We start from the raw sequence: 21,132 nt of genomic DNA, 5'->3' as shown, positions 1-21,132 counted from the left end.
TTTCTCACTCACCGGACGGCAGACCTGTCGCCAAGAAGCACGGGAACGGTGATCAGGATCACCCACAGGTCCAGCCAGAAGGACTGGCGCTCGATATAGTCGATATCCAACTGCACGCGGCGGCGGACCTCCTGCTCGGTGTTCACCGGACCGCGCGAGCCCTTGATGGCGGCCCAGCCGGTCATGCCCGGCTTGATCCGATGACGATGGGCGTATTCGGCGACCAGACGGGCGGATTCCGTGTCGCCGGTCTTCATGCCGATGGCGTGAGGGCGGGGACCGACCAAGGACATCTCGCCGGTCAGGATGTTGAAGATCTGGGGCAGTTCATCAAGGCTGGTCGCGCGGATGAAGCGGCCGACGCGGGTGACGCGGCAGTCGTCGGCGCTGACCTGTCTGCTGGCGGTGGCGTCGGCGTCGGCATGGCGCATGGAGCGGAACTTCCACACCACGATCTCTTCGTGATTGAAGCCATGGCGCCGCTGGCGGAAGAAGATGGGACCGGGACTGTCCAGGCGGATGGCCAGGGCGACCATCGCCATCACGGGCGTCGCCAAGATCAGGGCGATCAGGCCGACGACGACATCCAGCATTCGCTTGTTGAAGGCCTTGCGGTCGGCGTGGGCCGGCCCCCCCAGCGGCGCCAGCGGGGCCGAAGCCAGACGATCCAGGGCCGCGTCGACGCACCCGCCCTCGACCAGAACGGTCAGGGGGTTCGGCAGGCCTTCCAGCCGTCGCGTCAGTTCACGCACCCGTTCGCCGCCCTTGGCGTCGATAGCCAGGACGATGCGGTCCACATAGGGCGTCATCCGGTGGCTCATCAGGGCGTTCGCATCCCCCAGCACCGGCACGCCGCCGATGTTTTCGGGAGAACGCTCCAGCCGGTCGTCGAATACGCCCAGCACATTCAGGTCGCGCCGCTCCAGCGCGCGCTGGATCAGGGCCTCGGCGTTACGGGTGGCGCCGACGATGACGATATTGGGCGACAGGACGCCCTGTCTGCGCCAGCGTGTGACGACGGCCAGCCAAAGGGTGTGGAGCAGCAACAGCGCCGCCGTCGTCGCCAGAATGAAGACCTCAGCGATGGCTTGGCCCTCAGGCCCGACGATCAAACTGACGATGACGGCCGCACCCGCCGCCGCCAGCGACAGTCCGACGATGGACGCCAGATGGGCCAGAGGCCTGCGGCTTCGCCGGAAGCCATAGAGGTTCAACCCGCGCATCAAGCCCAGAATCACTACGCCCGCCGCCAGTCCAGGCGCGATCAGCGAGACGGTCAGGGCCCCCAGACCGTTTGGCGCAGCGGCCCCGGCGACGGCCAGCCCTATGATCAGGACAGCCAGCACATCGGCGGCGCGGAAATAATGGGCCGCCAGACGCACACCCGAACGCTGGCGCGCGCTCAGCCAGACCTCGGTCCTGAACGGCCCACGCGCAGCCCGCCTGGCCGCCCGGTCTGTGGGCGCGGGCAGCGGGTCCGCGAGATGAGAGGCGCAGTCGGTCATGTCGATCCGTGGTTGGCGAACGCCGACATTCACCACGACTTGCCTCTATGTCGCGTTAACATGAGGACTTTCGTTCGAAGCGGATTGCGCGACGCAGCGACCTCCGCTATCGACGCCTTCGCTGGAGACGTGGCCGAGTGGCTGAAGGCAACGGTTTGCTAAATCGTCGTACCCTGTAAGGGGTACCGAGGGTTCGAATCCCTCCGTCTCCGCCATTTTCCTGATAATCTGTAGAAAAGATGGCTTGAGGTTTGTGCTTCAGGTCGGGAACAGCCCAGGCGTGACGCGCCGCTGAATGCCGCTGGCGGGGGTACAGCCAGAATCATGCATGTGCGGCGCACGCGTTGGGGATCGCGGCGTAAACCGCGCCTTGAGTCCGTTTTGTTCAATACGCCGCTTACCGAACGCACGATCCTTGTTCTTTTCAGGGATCGTGGGGTGAGGCGTGATGCGGACGGTGGTGGGTTTATTGGGGCTGGGCGCGGCGCTGGCGGCCTGTTCAGCATCGAGCGGTGATGTGTCATTGCGGGCGGCGTCGGTCGAGGAGGCCGCCGCCAGCATCGCCGGCCTGCCGCCGCCGACCTATTCGGTCAATGGACGCGAGGTGGTTGTGCGGCTGCCGTATCGGACGCGCGACGGCTATCTGTGGGTCGACGCCGACCCCAACGCCATGACCGGCCCCTTCATGTTCACGAACCTGGATGTCGAACCCAGAGGCGGGCCAGACAGGACGGACGTGGCGGTCTTCACCTATTTGGCCGAAGGCCCGGGCCGGGCGACGCTGAGGTTCGCGCTGACGCCGGTCGCCAAGGGACCTGTGCCCGAACTGGTGCGGCGGGGGGATGTCGCCGCACGGTATGAAGTTGCGGTTACGGTGAACTGAAATGGCGCAGAGGTTCAAAACCGTACGTGCTGATGTCGCCCGTGCCTGGCTGGCGGCGGTGGTCCTGTGCGCGGTCGGGCTGGCGAATTGTTCGCCGTCCAAACAGGGAGAGGCCCAGGCCTCCGAGTCGACCAAGCCGCCGTTGGTGGAGGTTGCTGCGGCGCCTGTGGTTCAGGAGGCGCCCATCGCCGCCTGGGGCAATGATGATCCTGACCATCCCCAGCCTGATCCCTCGCCGCTGGGTGATTTTGTCCTGTGGGAGGATCGCGAAGGCGGGCGTGTCTGTCCTGTCGAACTGGAGAATGCGCGCACGATCGGGGGCTACAGTTTTGTCTATGACGAGGAGTGCCTGGACCGGCTGGGCATTGCAGATCCCTATGCCTGGTTCGCGGCGGATGATGGATCCATTGTTCTGATTGATGTCACGCGCCACGTCCTGCTGCGACTGACGCGGCACCGCAAGGACGAATATTACGCCGAGCGCCAGGCGATGGGATTGGGGCTGGAGAACCTCAACCTCACACGACCCTGAGGCCCGGAGTCGGGTGCAAAAAAGCCGCGCACGGATGTGCGCGGCTTCCTGTGTTCGGTGGTGTCTTCAGCGACGGGGGCGGATCAGCTGGATGCTGTCGTCTCCGTCACCGGCCCAGCCGGATTTGACGGCGGCGTAGACGTTGCCGCGGCCGTCGGCGGCGACGTGGTTGGCGGTCGGCGGGGCGGGCAGGTTGGCGACGATGCGGCCGTCGACGTCGACGACGGTGATCGTGCCGGCGCCGAAGTTGCTGACATAGGCGCGGCGGGCGACAGGCTCGAACGCGACGTTCAGGGCGCCTGCGCCGACCGGCGTGTCGGCGATGACCGAGCCGTCCGCACCGTTCAGGATCACCAGATTGTCGGTGCCCTGGGCGGCGGCGAAGATGCGGTTGGTCAAGGGATCATGAGCCACACCGATCACGCCGCGCGCGCCCGCGACCTTGAAGACGTTCTCGACGGCGTCGGTCTGGGTGTTGATGACCGCGATCTCATTGGTCGAGTTCGAGGCCACGTACAGGCGGCGCGCCTGGGCGTCATAGGACAGGCTGGCGGCCGAGAAGGTTTCGCCGCGCACGGTCGAATCGATCTTGATGCGCTTGGACACCGCCAAACCGTTGGTGTCGAAGACCACGATCTCGGGCTGGAAGGTGGCGCTGACATAGGCCTTGGACGCGGTCTCATCGATGACGACGTCGCGGGCGTGGTTGACCGTGCCCGGATCGAACTGGCGCACCAGCGACAGGTCGCTCTGGCGATAGACGGCGACCGTGTTCTGGCGGCTCTGGGTCACCCAGACGGTGTCGTGGGCGTCATCGACGCCGACGCCGTAAACCGCGAAGACGCCGCCGTCAGAGGTTTCACCCGCTGCATTGGTGCGGCCGGGCGCGGCGGCAGGCGTGATGCGGGCCTGCACCGCCAGGGTGTCGCCGTTCAGACGCAGCAACTCGGACTGACGCACAGGCGGGCGACCGACCGCCGAGGTGACGAAGACGGCGTTGCGCTTGGCGCTGTAGGCGGTCTGATACAGGCCGCGCGTCAGGCGCGAGTTGGTGATGCGGAAGTTGCTTTCGCCCGACAGCGGCACGTTGGGCGAAATCTTCAGATTGGCCAGCACAGCATTGTACGGCTCCTGCGACACCACCACGATCGGATGGTTTCCTGCGGCGGCGTCGGCGGGCAGGGTCAGGCGGGCCTCAAACCCACCCTCTGCATTGGCGACGATGGCGCCGGTCGACAGGGGCGTCTGGCCGTGCAGCAGGGTGACGGCCTGACCGGGACGGAAGCCCCGGCCCGTAGCGACGACCTGGCCGCCCGCCAGGACGGGCGCGCCGCGCTCGGCCGAGGCGAAGCTGACGGAGCCTTCCTGCAGGCGTTCCGGCGCGGTGAAGACCGATTGGGCCGCGGCGAGCGAGGGCAGGGCGACGGTCGACACCGCCAGAAGAGCGCCGAGGGCGACGCCGCGAAGGGAGTTCTTGAGCATGGTCATGATCACGTCTTTCCAGATCAGAAGCGAGTGGTCAGGCCGACGAAGAAACGCCGACCGGGAGAGTAGTAGCCGTCGCCCGAGGTGCCGCTGATCTTCTCGGCGAACAGGTTGGTGATCCCGGCGCGCAGGGTCACGGTGTCCGACGCCTCAAAGGCGGTGGTCAGGTCGAACTCGGTGTGGCTGTTGGTCAGGGTGGTGCCGCCGCTGAGCTGTTCGCCGGTGTATTGGGCCGACAGCATGAAGCCGAGCCGCTCGGTCGCGCGCCAGTCCAGCGAGGCGAAGCCCGACCACTCCGGCGTGGTGATCAGGTTGGCGCCCGTGTCCAGATTCTTGGCCTCGATCATCCAGGTGGCGTTGCCGCGCAGCGTCAGATCGTAGGGCAGGCTGGCCTGACCGGTCAGCTCCAGGCCCTTGGTGCGGGCGCGCTGGATGTTCTCGTTCTTGGTCCACCAGCGACCTTCGTAATAGCCGAGCGGGGCGTACTGGATCTTGTTGTCGAAGTCGGTGAGGAAATAGGTGGCGCCGAAACGGTAGTTGGCGCCGTCATACGAGAAGCCGACCTCGTAGCTGGTGCTTTCCTCGGGCTTCAGGTCCGGGTTGCCGGTCATCCAGCATGAGCCGGAGGTGTAGGTGATCGGCTTGCCGGCGCCGTCCAGCAGCGGATTGCCGTTCTTGTCCCGGGCCACCATGCCGATCAGACCACGGCAGCCGTTGCCGCCCGAGTTGGTGGCGGCGCCTGCGCTGTTTTCCTTCAGCGACGGGGCGCGGAAGCCCTTGGAGACGCCCCCGCGAATGGTCCAGGTTTCAGCCGGGTGCCAGACCAGATAGGCGCGCGGGCTGAAATGCTCGCCATAGCGATGATGGCTGTCCAGGCGCGCGCCCAGGGTCAGAAGCAGGTTCTCGCGCAGGGTGATCTGGTCTTCGGCGAAGATGGCCGCCGTATCGCCCTTCAGCGTCGCCCCGCTGACGACATTGCCGTTGAAGTCGACGGGGACCGTGCCGACGGTGTCGGTGTTGGTCAGCTGTTCTTCACGGTACTGGCCGCCGAGGGCGAACTTGTGCCGCCAGATGAAGTTCTTCTCGAAATTCAGCAGGCCGTCGACGATCCATTCCTCGAACTCGCCCGCGCCGCCGTATGCCCCCATCGCCTTGTTGGTGAAGGCGTTGCGGTAGATGTCCAGGCGCGTGTCGCCGAACGACCATTTGCCTTCATGGCTGGCGCGGAAGTTTGTGCGTTCTGTCTTGGAACCGAAGGCGCCTTGCGGGACCAGGACGCCGTTGCGGTCTGGCACCAGGGTCTTGGGCGCAAGCGGCTCTTCAAGGCCGTAGCTGCCCTCGAACGAGAAGTTGTGGTTCTGGATCGGCGCCCAGTTCAGCACGCCGTTCAGGCTTTTGTTCACGACGCCGCCCGTGCCGTTGGAGCCGGAGATATTGACTTCGTCCGGGTTGGTGCGGGCGTAGGTGGCGCCCAGGCGCAGGCCCAGGGTGTCGGTGATCGGCCCGGCGACATTGACGCCCAGCTGATAGGCGTCGCCGCGCTGGCTGTCTTCGGCCCAGGTGTAGGAGGTGTTGGCTGAACCGCGCCACGTTGGGGCGATCTTGCGGGTGATGATGTTGATGACGCCGCCCATGGCGTCAGAACCGTAAAGGGATGACATCGGCCCGCGCACGACCTCGATGCGCTCGATCATATCGGGCGAGATCCAGTTCAGATCCTGACGGCCCAGATCGGGGCGGTAGCTGATGTCGCGCGAATTGCCGACGCGGCGGCCGTCGACCAGCACCAGGGTGTAGTTGTCCGGCAGGCCGCGAATGGTTATCTTGGACATGGCCCCGGTCGGGCTGATGCCGCCGGTCACGCCGGGCAGGCGGCCTAGCAGTTCGGCCAGGCTCTGGACCGGCTGGCGTTCAATATCCTCGCGGGTGATGACGCTGATCGAGGCCGGGGCGTCGCGGACGTCGACGCCGGTGGCCGAGGCGGTCACGACGACCTCGTCCAGCCGGGCGACACGCGGGTCGGATTGATCGTCGACGGACGCCAGGGCCGAGCCCGAGGCGAGAATGGTTGTGGTCATCAGGCACAGCCCGAGACCTCGCGAAACATATGACATTGGCGCCCCCAAAGGCATTCGGAGAGGACAGGCGTCGTCTTGCGCGAGCGCCTGGGATTGACTGGGAATCTGACTGCGGCGAGCAGTCGGCGCGGTTAATAATCATTCGCAACAAGCCATCAATGTCGCATTCGGCATTGGGCCTATTCAGAAAACGCATGTGCGTTGTGTGCCGTGATGGTCGTGACGCCGCGCGTGGCCACAAAACCGTAGCTATGCGATATGCGTGCGAGTAAGAGTCGTTCGCATCTAATAGTATCTGCGCCCCCGCTGGTTTGGACCTGCGGGAAGGGCGAACTCAAGAACGGGCATGGTCGGGCGTCTTCCCCAACACACTGATTTCACGCTGCTGCATCATCTGCTGGTGCTGATCGAGATGCGCAGCGTGTCGCGGGCGGCGGATCGGCTGGGCATCGGGCAACCGGCGATGAGTCGGATTCTGGCGCGGTTGCGGGACCAGTTCGCGGACGCCCTGCTGGTGCGGGGCCCACGCGGCATGACCCTGACCCCGCGCGCCGAGGCCTTGAGCGGGCCGCTTCGCAACTGGCTTCGGGATGGCGAGAATCTGCTGCGCGAACCCGAGCTTAACCTGCAGCAAGTGCGGCGCAGCTTCCATCTGGCCTCGACCGACTATGGGGCGCTGACGGTGTTGGCGCCGACCCTGGCGCAGATCGAGCGTGAAGCCCTGGGCATCGGCCTGACGGTCGAACCGTTGTCGGACGCCAGCGTGCGTCGGTTGGAGGAGGGCCAGCTTGATCTGCTTCTGACCGGCTGGGATCCGCAGGGCACGGGTCTGCAGTCACGATGGTTGTTCCAGGAGGATTACCTGGGTCTGGCCCGCGCCGATCACCCGGTCCATGACGCCCGCCCGACAGCGGATGACCTGCTGCGCTGGCCCCATGTCGCGACCTCGATCGGCGAAGGGTTCGGCGACTGGATCACGGATGAAAGGCCGGACATGGCGGACCGCCGCGTTCTGTGCCGATCAGAGAGTTTTTCGCTGACGCCCTATCTGCTGGCGGAAGGTGAGGCGGTGGCCATCCTGCCGCGGCGCGCCGCGCGCCGGTTCGCCTCGGCCCACGGTCTGCGGACCTTTGCGGTGCCGCTGGGGCTGAAGCCGTTCGACTATTATCTGAGCTGGCATGAGCGGTCGCAGGATGACCCCACGACCCATTGGATGGTGGCGACCCTGGCCGCCGCCTTTGAGGACGGCGACGGCACGTCCGCGGGTCAGGGGGCGGAGGGCGCCTGTTCCGGTACAGGGCGGCGCGCGGGCCACAGCACGACGACCAGCACCAGCGTTGCTCCGATCACATAGGGCGCGCCAGACGAGGCCTGATAGGCCAGGGTTCCGGCGATAGGGCCGACAACCGCCGCCAGGCCTTGTGCCGCGCCGACCGCGCCTGCCGCCGCCCCCTGTTCGTGCGCCTCGACTGAATTGGCCGCCAGGGCAGAGATCGCGGGATAGACCCAGCCCATGCCCGCCGCCGCCACGCCATAGGTCAGCCACAGCAGGGCGGGGCTGTCGGCGAAGTTGACGCAGGCGAAACCGACCGCCGCCACTACGCCGCCTATGCGGATGAAGCGGATCGGCGACCAGTCCAGTCGGCGCAGAACCATCTGCGACACGAACAAGGCCACGCCGACGACGGCCAGGGCCACGCCCGAGACGCGCGCGGCGTCGCTCGGCGCCAGCGCCAGCCGGTCCAGAGCGACGAAGCCTACCACGACCTGGGCCGCCACGACGCAGAACATGGCCGCGAAGGCGGTGAAGACGGCGCGGCGCAGGCGCGGGTCGGTCAGCTTCAGCGGCGAGGGCTTGCGGACCGCCGCATGTTCGTCGGCAGGCAGGAAGCGCCAGACAACCACCAGCGCCACCAACGGCAGGGCGGCGATCACCAGCAGGGAGGCGCCGATATTCCACCCCGCCAGAAGCCCCGCTGCGCCCGGTCCGACCACCATGCCGACAGCGCTGGCGGCGCCGACTGCGCCCATGGCCTTGGCGCGCCCGGCGGGCGGGGTGTGGTCGGCGACCACGGCGGCGCAGACGGGCGGAACGGCGGCATAGAAGGCGCCTGCGGCTGTACGGGCCAGCGTCATGCCCAGGAAGGTTATGGCGGCGGCGGGAACCCAAAGCAGGGCGGCGTTCATGAACAGGGCCAGCACGGCATAACTGACGGCGAACCCGACCAGGGCGGTCAGCAGGACGCGCCTGCGCCCCACGCGGTCGCTATAGGCGCCCCAGAAGCGCGCCATCAGCATCCAGGCGACGCCCGCCGCTGTCACGGCCATGCCGACATGCCAGGGCTCCAGATCCAGCAGCCGCGCCATCGGTCCGACCACGGCGACAAAGGCCATCATCGCCATGCTGCCGATGCAGGCGGCGGCCAGCAGCGGCTTGAGGCTGAAGGCGGGCGGCTGATCGGTGGGCGAGGGGACAGAGGTCATGATCGGCTCCGAAGTGAACGGTGAAGCTCATGTCCAGCAATTGAGAATGAATTGCAAATTAGTCGTCAGTCGGCAGGATCAACTCCACCTTCAGGCCAGGCGTATTGTCAGACAGGCGGACGGCACCGCCGTGGGCGCGCGCGACCGCGGCGACCATGGCCAGACCCAGGCCGGAACCGGATCGGTTGTTCGGCGCCAGACGATGGAAGCGGCGCAGAACCCTGTCATGCTGGTTGTCCGGTATGCCGGGACCGTTGTCGGACACGCTGAGGCGAACCGCGCCGTCGTCTTGCGTGACGGATACGATGATCTGGACATCGCCGCCGCCGTGAAAGACCGCATTCTCGATCAGATTGGCCAGCGCCTGCTGCAACAGATGGGGATCGCCCTGAACCATGAGGGCGCCGTCTGTCGGGCCGTTCAGCGCGCCGCCATCTTCTTCGACGATGGGGCGATAGATGTCGCAGACCGTGCGAGCCAGGGCGGCGGCGTCGACCGGGACGGTCTTTAGTCCGTCGCCGCTGCTTTCCAGACGGGCCAGCGCCAGCAGGCCTTCGAACAGGCTGCTGAGCTGATCGGTCTCTTGCATGGCCAGGTCGAGGGCGTCTGCGGCGCGTTCCGGATCGTCGATGTGGGCGGCAGCATCCTCCAGACGGTTGCGCACACGGGTCAGCGGGGTGCGCAGTTCATGCGCCACGCCTTCCGACAGGGTTTTCAGCGCCGTGTGGGCGGCCTCCTGCCGGTCCAGCATCCGGTTCAGGTTCTGGGCCAGGTCATCGAACTCACGGCCGAAGCCGATGGCGGGCAGGCGGGTCGCCTCCTGTCCGGCGATGATGCGGCCCACGGCGTTGTTGACGCCCTCCAGCCGACGCAGGAACAGCCAGCCCGCCGTCAGCCCGCCGACGATGGCGAGCATGAACAGGACCAGTCCGCTCCAGAAGGCGAACTGGCGCACGCCGCCGCGCAACTCGTCCAGATGCTGGGTGTCGCGCCCGACCGCCAACAGGGCGCCGTCCTGGGCATGGCCGCTGAGCACCAGCATGTTGGGCGTCTGATCCGGCCAGCGGGTCTGCCGCATCTTGGTCGGCAGGTTGCGGCGGAAGCCCGTGTCATTGACCGCTTGCCGCGTCAGGCCGTTGGAAAAGGTCTGGCCGTCCGGGGCGACGACCAGCAGCAGGTAGCGGCGGGCGTCGCGGTTGCGGGTCTGGCTGTTCAACTCGCGCACCAGGGCAGCGCTGCCGTGACGGTCGGCGTCGGCGCGCATCACCTCCATCTGGTGGGTCAGGCCGTCGCGAACCTCTGCCTCGGCGAACCGCATCAGGCCATAGTCGACCGCCACGATCAGACCGGCGGCGCCGATGCCGAACAGCAGCGAAAAGGCCGCCGCGAACCGCAGGCTGGCGGTCGACCAGATCGAAGGGCGTCTGGCCTTAACGCGGGTCCTTGAGGACATAGCCGACCCCCCGGATCGTGTGGATCAGGTCCGTATCGAAGCCGCGGTCCACCTTGGCGCGCAGGCGGCTGATGTGGGCGTCGATCAGATTGGCGCGCGGGTCGAAGTGGAAACCCCACAGGCTTTCCAGCAGCATGGTGCGCGTCACCGTATGACCAGCGTTGCGCGCCAGCATCTCCAGCAGCTTGAACTCATGAGCGGTCAGCTCCAGCACCTCGCCAGAGCGGGTCGCGCGGTGGGCCGTGACGTCGATTTCCAGATCCGCGACGACATGGCGGGTCGGGCGCGCGGCCAGGGGCGGGCGTCGGATCAGGGCCTGAAGCCGAGCGCTGAGTTCGCTGAAGGCGAAGGGTTTGACTAGATAGTCGTCGGCTCCTGCGTTCAGCCCCTCTACCCGATCCTCCACCGAGCCCAGCGCAGTCAGCATGAGCACAGGCGTCCGCAGGTCCGCCGCCCGCATGGCGCGCACCATGTCCACGCCGGACGGACCGGGCATCATCCGGTCGGCGACGATGGCGTCATAGGCGCCGTCCAGCGCCATGTGCAGACCACTTTCGCTTTCGGCGGCTTCGTCCACCGTGTGCCCCTGTTGGCGCAGGCCTTCGGCGATGAAGGTGCGGGCGGGCAGGTCGTCGTCGATGATCAGCATCCGCATGGCGGGTCGTGTCGTCTCGTTCAGCAAGGCCGACCGGCGGCGGATTTAATCTGCACGCAAGGTTCGGCGAAGGTCGCCGCTGTAATGCCCTGATTTGAGAATGATATGCAAATGCGTGGCCTGGCTTCAGGCGACCTGTTCCCCCGTGAGAGTCATGACCGCCGCTCAGCTTTGGAAAGTCCCTGATGTGCCAGTTCAGATCGGCGGCGGCCTATCGGATGCGCCGCAGGCGTCGGCTGAGCAGCAGATGAACTGGGCCTTCGGCATTTCCACGCCGGAGCTGAAGCTGTTCACGACAGGGCTGGAAAAGCGCCTGAAACCAGGCCCAGCGGCGACGTTGGGCGAGCGGGTGCAGGTCTTCTTCGACGCCTTGGCGGGTGACGCCGTGTCGGGCGAACCTGCCCCGCGCCTGCTGGTCGGCGCCCTGCCGTTTGACCGCAACGCCGATGACTGTCTGTTCTTGCCGCAGCGTGCGGCCAATCGTCCCTGGCCCGTTCAATCTTCCGCCCCCAAGCGGTTGAACTGGCGCATGGAGCCCCAGCCCGACCGTGCGGCTTATCGTGCGGCTGTGGCTGGAGCCCTGGCGGAGATTCGGCGGGCGAGCGCCGAATCTCCGCTGGAGAAGGTTGTGCTGTCGCGCAGTCTGAAGCTGACGGCCGATGGGCGGATTGATCCGTTCGACCTGTGGTTGGCGCTGAAGGCGGACCCGTCGGCAGCGCGGTTCATCACGCCGCTGGGCCAGGATGCAGGCGGCGCTATGCGGCGTCTGGTCGGCGCCTCGCCGGAACTGCTGATCTCCAAACAGGGCGCGCGCATCCTGTCCTATCCGCTGGCGGGGTCGGCGCGGCGCAGTCCCGATCTGGCCGAGGATGAGGCGGCGTCAAAGGCCCTGCTGCGGTCGGACAAGGATCGTCGCGAACACGCCGCCGTGGTCGAGGCCATTCTGGATGCGCTGACGCCCTATTGCAGCGAACTGCGCGCGCCGCCGGGACCAGCCTTGGTCTCGACCCGCACCATGTGGCACCTGGGCACGCGGATTGAGGGGCGGCTGCGGCATCCCGACCGAGTGTCTTCGGCTGAACTGGCCGCCGTGCTGCATCCGACCCCGGCGGTGGCGGGCGCGCCGCGTGAGCGTGCGGTCGAACTGATCCAGCAGTTGGAAGGCTATGATCGGGGCTTCTACGCCGGGGCCGTGGGTTGGACCAATGCGGTCGGCGACGGCGCCTGGCACGTCTCGCTGCGATGCGCCGAAGTCGCGGGCGACACCGCGCGGCTCTATGCCGGGGCGGGTATTGTCGAAGGCTCTGACCCGGAAGCCGAAGCCGACGAAACATCCGGCAAGTTCCAGGCGGTTCTGCGCGCCCTGGGCGTTGACGAGGCCGCAGCATGATCCCGCTTCAACAGGTCTGGCCCGACGATCTGGCCGCACTTTATAGCGAAAAGGGCTATTGGCGGGGCGAGACCTTCTCGGACCTGCTGCGCAACTGCGCGGCGGACCACCCCGACAGGCTGGCGGTGGTGGGCGAGGGCGCGCGCTGGACCTATGCCGAACTGCTTGAACGGGCCGAGACGGCGGCGGCGGGGTTCCTGGCTCTGGGCTTGAAGCCCGGCGACCGGGTGGTGGTGCAACTGCCGAATCTGGCGGAGTTTCTCAGCGTCGTCTTCGGCCTGTTCCGCGCGCAACTGATCCCTGTTTACGCCCTGCCGGCGCATCGCCTGACCGAGATCGTCCATTTCGCCAGAAAGTCCGAGGCGGCGGCCTATGTCGTCGCCGATCGTCGCGACGGCTTCGACTATCGCGCCCTGGCCCGTCAGGTTCAGGCCGAGGTCCCTGCCGTGCGCCACGTCGTGGTGGTGGGCGAGGCTGAGGAGTTTGTCGCCTTTGACAGCTTCCGCGCCGATCTGTCTTTGCTGCCGACGACCGACGCCGATCCGTCGCAGGTGGCCTTCCTGCAGATTTCCGGCGGATCGACGGGCCTGTCCAAACTTATCCCGCGCACTCACGACGACTATCTGTACAGCGTGCGCGACAGTGCGGTGATCAGCGGGCTGAGCGCCGACAGCGTCTATCTAACGACCCTGCCTGCCGCCCATAATTTCCCCATGAGTTCGCCGGGCTATCTGGGCGCCATCTGTGTCGGCGCAACGGTGGTGATGGCGCCCTCGCCATCGCCGGATGTCTGTTTCCCGTTGATCGCCCGCGAGGGTGTGACGATCACGGGTCTGGTGCCGCCGCTGGCCCTGTTGTGGATGCAGGCGGCGGCCAATACGGCGCATGACATCTCCAGCCTTCAGGTGCTGCTGGTCGGAGGGGCCAAGTTCCTGCCCGAAGCCGCCCGCCGCGTCCGGCGCGAGCTGAACTGCACCCTGCAGCAGGTGTTCGGCATGGCCGAGGGGCTGGTCAACTACACCCGTCTGGATGATCCCGAGCACCTGATCGTGGAGACGCAGGGCCGTCCGATCAGCCCGGATGACGAGGTGCGGATCGTCGACGATCAGGACGTGCCGGTGGCCGAAGGCGAGATCGGCAATCTGCTGACGCGCGGCCCCTATACGATCCGGGCCTATCACAATGACGATGCGGCCAACGCGCGGTCCTTCACCGACGACGGCTTCTATCGCACCGGCGATGTCGTGCGCCAGACCCCACAGGGCTATCTGGTCGTGATGGGCCGAGCCACCGACCACATCAACCGTGCGGGCGAGAAGATTTCAGCCGAAGAGGTCGAGGATCACCTGCTGGCCCACCCGGCGGTGTTCGACGCGGCGGTGGTCTCCACGCCCGACGACTATCTGGGCGAACGCACCTGCGCCTTCATCATTCCGAACGGCCCTGCGCCGCGCGGCGTCGAGATCAAGGCCTGGATGCGCAAACGCGACATCGCCGAGTTCAAGGTGCCGGACCAGATCGTCTTCGTCGAGGACTTCGCCATCACCGCCGTGGGCAAGATCAGCCGTCGCGAGCTGCGCGCCGCCCTGCGCCAGCGGCTGCTGGACGCGGCCAAGGGAGAAACAGCATGACCGTAAAGCCCGGCCTGCCGACCGTGCCCGCCTATGACCTGCCGACCGAAGATGAAATCCCGGCGTCGCGTGCGCCCTGGACGCTGGAGCCCAAGCGCGCGGCCCTGCTGGTGCATGACATGCAGCGGTATTTCATGCGGCCCTATGCAGCGGATGCTGAGCCTCTGACAGGTCTGGTCGCCAACATCGCCCGCCTGATCGAGGCGGCGCGGGCGGCGAGCGTTCCGGTCTTTTACACGGCCCAGCAAGGAGACCAGGATCGTCGCGACCGCGGGCTGCAGGCTGATCTTTGGGGACCGGGCATGAGCCGCGCGCCCGAACATCAGGACATCCTGCCCGAACTGGCGCCGACCCCATCAGACTTCGTGCTGGTCAAACATCGCTACAGCGCCTTCCAGCGCAGCAATCTGGAGACGTTGATGCGGGCGCGGGCGCGCGATCAACTGATCGTCTGCGGCGTCTATGCCCATATTGGTTGCCAGCTGACGGCGGGTGAGGCGTTTCAGCGCGACATCGAACCCTTTTTTGTCGCGGACGCCCTGGGCGACTTTTCGCGCGAGAAACACATGGCGGCGGTTCAATGGGCCGCCGCGACTTGCGCCGTCGCCCTGTCGACGCGGCGCGTTCTGGAACGACTGACATGAGCAACCCCCTGACCCTTGAGCGGATGCGCGCCGATATCGCCGCTGTGCTGCACGAGACGCCGGACGCCATCGCCGATGACGACAATCTGATGGACCTAGGCGTGGATTCGCTGCGGGCCCTGAACCTGTCCCTGCTGTGGAGCGAGAGCGTGCCGCTGGAGTTCAGCGAACTGGCCGAGCACGTGACCCTGGCCGGATGGTGGGGTGTGGTGCAGGCGCGCCAGAAGGCGCACGGGATCGAGGCCTGATCCATGGATGACGGACGCGCGGCTGTAACGGCCTGGATGCCGCTGACGGAAGCCCAGTCGGGCCTGTGGTTCGCCCAGCGCCTGGATCCCGCCAACCCGATCTTCAACACGGCCCACTATGTCGATTTTCGCGGGCCGCTGGACATCGACGCCTTCCGCGTCGCCGTGGACCAGATGGCGGTCGAGGCCGAGATCCTGTCCGTCCGTTTTCGCGACCAGGACGGCGAAGTCAGTCAGGCGTTGGACCCGTCGCATCGTCCGTTGCTGAAGATCATCGATGTGTCGGGCGCGGCCGATCCGCTGGCCGAGGCCTTGGCCGCCATGCAGCGGGACCATGACACGCCGGTCGACCTGACCCGTGATCCTCTGGCCGCCAATCTGCTGTTCGTCGTCGGGCCGCAGCGGTTCCTGTGGAGCCTGCGGGTGCACCATCTGGCGACGGATGGCTTTGGCATGGGCCTGCTGGCGAACCGGGTGGCGGAAATCTACAATGCGGGCAGGGGCGGGCCTGCCGTGGGGCCGGGGTTTGCGCCCCTGTCGAACGTCTGGGGCGAAGACGCCGCCTATCGCACATCGGACAAGCGCGTCGCCGACGCCGCCTACTGGCGCGAAGTCATGGGCGATGCGCCCGAAGTTGCGACCCTGGCGCCCGGCAAGGCGGTCACCGCTCACAGTTTTCACCGCGCCGAACGGGTTCTGCCGCCCCAGGTGACCGCCTGTCTGAAGGCACGGGCCAACGCCGGGCGCCTGTCGTGGCCCGATGTCGTAACGGTGCTGGGCGCGGCCTATGTGCGCCGGTTCGCCGGTGTCGAGGACGCCGTGATCGGCGTGCCCCACATGGCGCGGATGGGCAGCGCCTCGGCGCGTGTTCCGGCCATGGTGATGAACGTCCTGCCGCTGCGCCTGACGCTGGACGAAGACGCGCCTTTGGACGTGCAACTGATTGACGCCTCCAAGGCCCTGATCAAGGCGCGGCGTCATGGCCGTTACCGCAGCGAACAGTTGCGACGCGATCTGGGCCTGATCGGCGGGGCGAGGCGCCTGTACGGGCCGTTGATCAATGTCCTGCCGTTCGCACAGCCGCCGCGTTTCGAGGGGCTGGAGGCGACCCTGCACATCCTCGGCACGGGGCCGGTTGACGACATCAGCTTCACCTTCCGGGGCGACGCGACGCCCGATCTGACGCTGGAGGTGGACGCCAACCCCGACCTCTATTCCGCCGAAGAGACCGCCGCCCATGGCGAGCGGCTGGCCGCCTTCATCGCGGCTGCGCTGGATGCGGAAGCCCTGGCTCAGGTTCCCATTGCGACACCGCAGGAGACGCAGCGCGAATTGGAGGCCTTCAACGCCACGGCCCACCCGGTTCCCGACGTCACCCTGACGGCCCTGCTGGAACAGGCGATGGCGGCGATGCCGGATGCGCCCGCCGTCACCTTCGGCGACCACGCCCTGACCTATGCGGAGCTGGACCGGCGCACGGCGTCGCTGGCGGCTGTGTTGCGCGCGCGAGGCGTGGGGCGCGAAAGCTTGGTGGCCGTCGCCCTGCCGCGTTCGCTGGAGCTGGTGGTGGGGCTGGTGGCGATCCTGCGCGCGGGCGGGGCCTATCTGCCGCTCGATCTGGATCACCCGCTGGATCGGATCGCCACTATTGTTCAGATGGCCCAGCCGACAGTGGTCCTGTCCCATCACGATCTGGGCGCGGCCTTTGGTTCGCATCTGCTGCGCCCCGTCGATTGGCCCCAGACAGGTGATGCGCCATCGGACGTCTCGGATGGCGATGACGCCGCCCCCCAGAATGCCGCCTATGTCATCTACACCTCGGGTTCGACGGGCGAGCCGAAGGGCGTGCTGGTCGAGCACCGCGCCATCGTCAATCGCCTGTTGTGGATGCAGGATCAGTACGGGATCGGGCCGCACAGCCGCATCCTGCAGAAGACGCCCGCGACGTTCGACGTGTCTGTCTGGGAGTTCTTCCTCGCCCTGATCTCGGGCGGAGAACTGGTCGTGGCGCCGCCCGGCGCGCACCGTGATCCGTCAGCCATCGCCGCCTTGATCCGCCGCCATGCCATCACCGACCTGCATTTCGTGCCGTCGATGCTGTCGGCCTTCCTCGCCGACCCGGCGTCGAAGGGGATTGAGACGACGCATGTCTTCTGCAGCGGCGAGGAGTTGCCCGCCGATTTGCGCGATCGTTTCCACCAGACGGTGAAGGCTGAACTGCACAATCTGTACGGACCGACCGAGGCCGCCGTCGATGTCAGCTACTGGCCTGCCAGCGCCGATGATGCGTCGCAGCCGGTGCCGATCGGATGGCCGGTGTGGAACACGCGATTGCTGGTTCTGGACGAGCGGCTGCGGCCTGTCGCGCCGGGCATGAGCGGGCATCTGCATCTGGGCGGCGTGCAACTGGCGCGGGGCTATCTGAACCGGCCTGACCTGACGGCGGATCGGTTCATTGCTGATCCGCACTGTCCGGGGCAGCGGCTGTATCGCACGGGCGATGTGGCGCGTCGCCGTGCAGATGGGGCCGTGGTCTTTCTGGGGCGCAGCGACCATCAGGTGAAGATACGCGGCTTGCGCATTGAATTGGGCGAGATTGAAGCCGCAATCATCGCCTCCGGTCTGGTGCGCGAGACGGTGGTTCTGGCGCGCGAGGATCGTCCGGGAGAGCGGCGTCTGGCCGCCTATGTCGTGCCGGGGGCGGCCTATGATCCCACCGTCCTGAAGGCGCGTCTGGGGGCGCGGCTGCCGGAGTACATGGTCCCTGGCGCCATCGTCGCGCTGGACGCTCTGCCAGTGACGGCGAACGGCAAGCTGGATCGCAAGGCCCTGCCTGCGCCCGCGTTCGAAACCGTCGCTGGACGGGCGGCTGAAACCCCGACCGAGCGTATGCTGGCGGCCCTGTATGCCGATGCGCTGGGCCGCGCCGAGCCGGTCAGTGCGGACGATGACTTCTTCAGCCTAGGCGGCGACTCTCTGCTTGCTGTCCATCTGCTGATCCTGGTGCGCGAGGCCTTTGGTCGTGATCCGGGGCTGGGCGCCCTGTTCGATCATCCGCGCGTGGCGGAACTGGCGGCCCTGATTGATGCGGAAGGGCAGGGCGTCGACAACGGCCTGGGGCCGCTGATCCGGCTGGCGGAGGGGGATCCGTCCCTGCCGCCGCTGTTCCTGATCCACCCGGCGGGCGGACTGGCCTGGGGGTATCGGACGCTGGCGCGCAGCCTGTCGCCGCGCCGCACGGTCTGGGGCGTACAGTCCCCGGCGCTGGATCCGGCCAATCCCTTGCCGGACAGCATCGCTGCGCTCGGTGCGCTTTATGCCGAGCGGATTCTGGCGGCGGGCGCATCCGGTCCAATCCACCTGGCGGGCTGGTCTGTCGGCGGCATCATCGCCCAGGCGGCGGCGGTCGAGCTGGAGACGAGGGGGCATTCGGTCGGCCTGATGGCCATGCTGGATTCCTACCCCGCCGACTGCTGGCGCGCCGAGCCTGAACCGGACGAAATCGACGCCCTGCGTTCGCTGCTGGCCATCGCGGGTTATGATCCCGAAGCCTACCCGGACCTGCGCAGCCGCGCCGCCATCATTGACTTCCTGAAGGCGGGCGACAGCGCATTGGGCAACCTGCCCGAAGCGGCGCTGGACGGGGTGATCCGCGTGGTGCTCGACACCAACCGACTGGTCCGCCAGCATCATCACCAGGCCTTTGGCGGGATCACCACCCATGTCCGCGCGGGGCTGGACCATCAGGGCAAGCCGTTGAAGCCGGAGCTTTGGCTGGCCTATGCGGCTGAACTGGACGTGTTCGAAGTTCCCTTCCTGCACCCCCAACTGACAGGACCGGCGGCCAGCGCCTTGATTGGTCCCGCCCTGTCCGCGCGGATGAGCGCCGCCGAGGAGACTGTGAAATGAAACCCTCTGGTCTTGCCGGACGCATCGCCCTGGTCACCGGCGCCGCTGGCGGCATCGGCGCGGCGGTGGTGCGGCAACTGGTTGAGGAGGGGGCACGGGTCGTCGCCGCCGACTTGCCGTCCGACGCCCTGACGGCCTTGGCTCGGGACGGCGCCGTGCGCGCCGAGCCGCTGGATGTGTCTGACAGCGCCGCCGTCACCGCCCTGTTTGATCGGGTCGAGGCGGAGTGGGGCCCAATCGACCTGATCGCCAGCGTCGCAGGCGTCCTGTCCAACGTCACCGTGGACCAGACCGAGGATGCGGAATGGCGGCGAGTCTTCGCGGTCAACACCGACGGGGTCTTCCATCTGGGGCGAGAGGCCGCGCGCCGCATGGGGCCCAGAGGGCAGGGCGCCTTCGTCACCGTCAGTTCGAACGCCGCAGGCGTTCCGCGCCACGCCATGGCCGCCTATGCGGCGTCAAAGGCGGCGGCGACCATGTTCACCCGCTGCCTGGGACTGGAGCTGGCGCCGATGGGCGTCCGCTGCAACATCGTCGCCCCGGGCTCGACCCTGACGCCGATGCAGACGGGCATGTGGGCAGATGAAAACGGCGCCGCGCGGGTGATCGCGGGATCGCCGCAAACCTTCAAGGCGGGCATCCCGCTGGCCAAGCTGGCGACGCCCGAAGACGTGGCCGAGGCAGTGATCTTCCTGCTGTCTGACCGCGCGGGTCATATCACCATGACGGACCTCTATGTCGACGGGGGCGCCACCTTGCGGGGGTGAAGGCTTGGGAGGGCAGCAGGAAACCTGATCCTGCACGACAGAAAATCTGAAATGCTCTTCCGTCCCGAACTTTGTTATTTCCCTAGCCTTAACAGGCGCAAGTGCGCCGAACCTGACGGGAAACGCCATGAAGTTCGACACGCTTGCCCTGCACGCTGGCTATAAGCCTGACCCGACGACGCGGGCGGTGGCCGTGCCGATTTATCAGACGACCAGCTATGCGTTTGACGACACCCAGCATGGCGCCGACCTGTTCGATCTGAAGGTGGCGGGTAATATCTACACCCGCATCATGAACCCGACCTCGGACGTGCTGGAACAACGGATCGCGGCGCTGGAGGGCGGCATTGCGGCTCTGACGGTGGCCTCGGGCCAGGCGGCCATCACCTATGCGATCCTGACGATTGCAGAGGCCGGCGACAACATCATCGCCACCTCGGCCCTGTACGGCGGCACCTACAATCTGTTCGCCCACACCCTGCCGCAGTACGGCATCACCGTCCGCTTCATCGACGCGGCCGACGTGGACGCCATCGCCGCCAACACGGATGAGCGGACCAAGGCGGTCTTCTGCGAGTCCATCGGCAATCCGCTGGGCAATGTCGTGGACTTCGGCGCGTTGGCTCAGGCGGCGCACGCGCAGGGCCTGCCGTTGATCGTCGATAACACCGTGCCGACACCCTATCTGACGCGCCCCATCGAGCATGGGGCGGACATCGTGATCCATTCGCTGACCAAATACATTGGCGGTCACGGCACCTCGATCGGCGGGGCCATTGTGGACAGCGGCAACTTCCCGTGGGCCGAGCACAAGGCGCGGTTCCGGCGTCTGAACGAGCCGGAAGTCAGCTATCACGGCGTGGTCTATACCGAGGCGCTGGGCCCCGCAGCCTTCATCGGGCGGGTGCGCACGGTGCTGTTGCGAAACACCGGCGCGGCCATTTCGCCGTTCAACAGCTTCCTGATCCTGCAGGGTCTTGAGACTCTGGCCCTGCGGATGGATCGCCATGTGGAGAACGCCACCGCCATCGCCAAATGGCTGAAGGCGCATCCGAAGGTGAAATGGGTCAACTACGCCGGTCTGGCCGATCATCCCGGCCACGCCCTGATCCAGAAATATTTCGGCGGCAAGGCGTCCGGCCTGCTGACCTTCGGCGTTGAAGGAGGACGCGAGGCGGGCGGGCGCTTCCAGGATGCGGTCCAGTTGTTCACGCGTCTGGTCAACATCGGCGACGCCAAGTCGCTGGTCTGTCACCCGGCCTCGACCACCCACCGGCAGTTGTCGCCGGAGGAATTGGCCAAGGCGGGCGTGACCGAGGACACGGTGCGTCTGTCGGTCGGCATCGAACATATCGACGATCTGATCGCCGATCTGGAACAGGCGCTGGCGGCGGTCTGACGCGCCCTGACAGGACGACCCGGTCGGGCGGGTCGTCCTGTTTCTAGCTGCTGAATTCAAAGACGATAT

16 protein-coding genes and 1 tRNA gene are annotated in these 21,132 nt (G+C 66.8%); 11 read left to right on the top strand and 6 right to left on the bottom strand.

Annotation, left to right across the window (positions count from 1 at the left end; translation table 11 throughout):
- Positions 1 to 8 precede the first annotated feature (8 nt).
- Positions 9 to 1,505, bottom strand: a complete 1,497-nt coding sequence (locus tag JKF87_RS13760) for an exopolysaccharide biosynthesis polyprenyl glycosylphosphotransferase (RefSeq protein ID WP_201100470.1) — start codon at positions 1,503 to 1,505, stop codon at positions 9 to 11.
- A gap of 123 nt (positions 1,506 to 1,628) precedes the next feature.
- Between JKF87_RS13760 and JKF87_RS13755 the strand changes: the two genes are divergently transcribed.
- From JKF87_RS13755 to JKF87_RS13745, 3 genes are all read left to right on the top strand, one after another.
- Positions 1,629 to 1,720: transfer RNA gene (locus tag JKF87_RS13755), tRNA-Ser, on the top strand.
- 233 nt (positions 1,721 to 1,953) lie between these two features.
- Positions 1,954 to 2,388, top strand: a complete 435-nt coding sequence (locus tag JKF87_RS13750) for a hypothetical protein (RefSeq protein WP_201100469.1) — start codon at positions 1,954 to 1,956, stop codon at positions 2,386 to 2,388.
- Between the two features lies 1 nt (position 2,389).
- Positions 2,390 to 2,920 (top strand): AprI/Inh family metalloprotease inhibitor, encoded by a 531-nt coding sequence (locus JKF87_RS13745; protein WP_201100468.1) that lies wholly within the window; start codon positions 2,390 to 2,392, stop codon positions 2,918 to 2,920.
- 66 nt (positions 2,921 to 2,986) lie between these two features.
- Here the strand turns inward: JKF87_RS13745 and JKF87_RS13740 are convergent, their stop codons facing one another.
- Positions 2,987 to 4,408, bottom strand: a complete 1,422-nt coding sequence (locus JKF87_RS13740) for a YncE family protein (RefSeq protein WP_201100467.1) — start codon at positions 4,406 to 4,408, stop codon at positions 2,987 to 2,989.
- Positions 4,409 to 4,425: 17 nt separating this feature from the next.
- Entirely contained in the window at positions 4,426 to 6,483 is a 2,058-nt protein-coding gene (locus JKF87_RS13735; RefSeq protein WP_236261387.1) for a TonB-dependent receptor domain-containing protein, read from the bottom strand.
- Positions 6,484 to 6,829: 346 nt separating this feature from the next.
- Here JKF87_RS13735 and JKF87_RS13730 point away from each other — a divergent pair, with 346 nt between their 5' ends.
- Positions 6,830 to 7,837, top strand: coding sequence for a LysR family transcriptional regulator (locus tag JKF87_RS13730; protein WP_201100465.1), 1,008 nt, complete (start codon positions 6,830 to 6,832; stop codon positions 7,835 to 7,837).
- On the opposite strand, the gene JKF87_RS13725 is transcribed toward JKF87_RS13730, so the two are convergent.
- Genes JKF87_RS13725 through JKF87_RS13715 form a run of 3 tightly spaced genes read right to left on the bottom strand, consistent with a single transcriptional unit; the run spans position 7,750 to position 11,069 of the window.
- Positions 7,750 to 8,967 (bottom strand): MFS transporter, encoded by a 1,218-nt coding sequence (locus tag JKF87_RS13725; protein WP_201100464.1) that lies wholly within the window; start codon positions 8,965 to 8,967, stop codon positions 7,750 to 7,752. The genes JKF87_RS13730 and JKF87_RS13725 overlap by 88 nt on opposite strands.
- 58 nt (positions 8,968 to 9,025) lie before the next feature.
- Positions 9,026 to 10,420, bottom strand: a complete 1,395-nt coding sequence (locus JKF87_RS13720; protein ID WP_201100463.1) for a sensor histidine kinase — start codon at positions 10,418 to 10,420, stop codon at positions 9,026 to 9,028.
- Positions 10,398 to 11,069 carry a response regulator transcription factor gene (locus JKF87_RS13715; protein ID WP_275945263.1) on the bottom strand — a complete coding sequence of 224 codons (672 nt, stop codon included), beginning with the start codon at positions 11,067 to 11,069 and terminating at the stop codon, positions 10,398 to 10,400. Before JKF87_RS13715 ends, JKF87_RS13720 begins: the two co-directional genes overlap by 23 nt.
- A gap of 193 nt (positions 11,070 to 11,262) precedes the next feature.
- Here JKF87_RS13715 and JKF87_RS13710 point away from each other — a divergent pair, with 193 nt between their 5' ends.
- The 7 genes from JKF87_RS13710 to JKF87_RS13680 all read left to right on the top strand — a co-directional run bounded on the left by JKF87_RS13710 (position 11,263) and on the right by JKF87_RS13680 (position 21,063).
- Positions 11,263 to 12,465, top strand: coding sequence for an isochorismate synthase (locus JKF87_RS13710; RefSeq protein WP_307418072.1), 1,203 nt, complete (start codon positions 11,263 to 11,265; stop codon positions 12,463 to 12,465).
- A complete protein-coding gene (locus tag JKF87_RS13705) occupies positions 12,462 to 14,096 on the top strand; it encodes a (2,3-dihydroxybenzoyl)adenylate synthase (protein WP_201100460.1) in 1,635 nt (544 codons plus the stop codon). Before JKF87_RS13710 ends, JKF87_RS13705 begins: the two co-directional genes overlap by 4 nt.
- Positions 14,093 to 14,740, top strand: coding sequence for an isochorismatase family protein (locus JKF87_RS13700; RefSeq protein ID WP_201100459.1), 648 nt, complete (start codon positions 14,093 to 14,095; stop codon positions 14,738 to 14,740). Before JKF87_RS13705 ends, JKF87_RS13700 begins: the two co-directional genes overlap by 4 nt.
- A complete protein-coding gene (locus JKF87_RS13695) occupies positions 14,737 to 14,988 on the top strand; it encodes a phosphopantetheine-binding protein (protein ID WP_201100458.1) in 252 nt (83 codons plus the stop codon). Before JKF87_RS13700 ends, JKF87_RS13695 begins: the two co-directional genes overlap by 4 nt.
- Positions 14,989 to 14,991: 3 nt before the next feature.
- Positions 14,992 to 18,897, top strand: coding sequence for a non-ribosomal peptide synthetase (locus JKF87_RS13690; protein WP_201100457.1), 3,906 nt, complete (start codon positions 14,992 to 14,994; stop codon positions 18,895 to 18,897).
- Complete coding sequence (locus tag JKF87_RS13685; RefSeq protein WP_201100456.1) at positions 18,894 to 19,664, top strand: 2,3-dihydro-2,3-dihydroxybenzoate dehydrogenase; 771 nt, start codon at positions 18,894 to 18,896, stop codon at positions 19,662 to 19,664. Before JKF87_RS13690 ends, JKF87_RS13685 begins: the two co-directional genes overlap by 4 nt.
- Positions 19,665 to 19,791: 127 nt before the next feature.
- Positions 19,792 to 21,063: an O-acetylhomoserine aminocarboxypropyltransferase/cysteine synthase family protein gene (locus JKF87_RS13680; RefSeq protein ID WP_201100455.1), complete on the top strand. Its 1,272-nt coding sequence runs from the start codon at positions 19,792 to 19,794 to the stop codon at positions 21,061 to 21,063.
- Positions 21,064 to 21,132 lie beyond the last annotated feature (69 nt).

The organism is Brevundimonas nasdae (assembly GCF_016654005.1).
Classification (GTDB): Bacteria; Pseudomonadota; Alphaproteobacteria; order Caulobacterales; family Caulobacteraceae; genus Brevundimonas; species Brevundimonas nasdae.
Note: the sequence above shows the minus strand (reverse complement) of the source record. Positions and strands in the feature narration are given on the sequence as shown.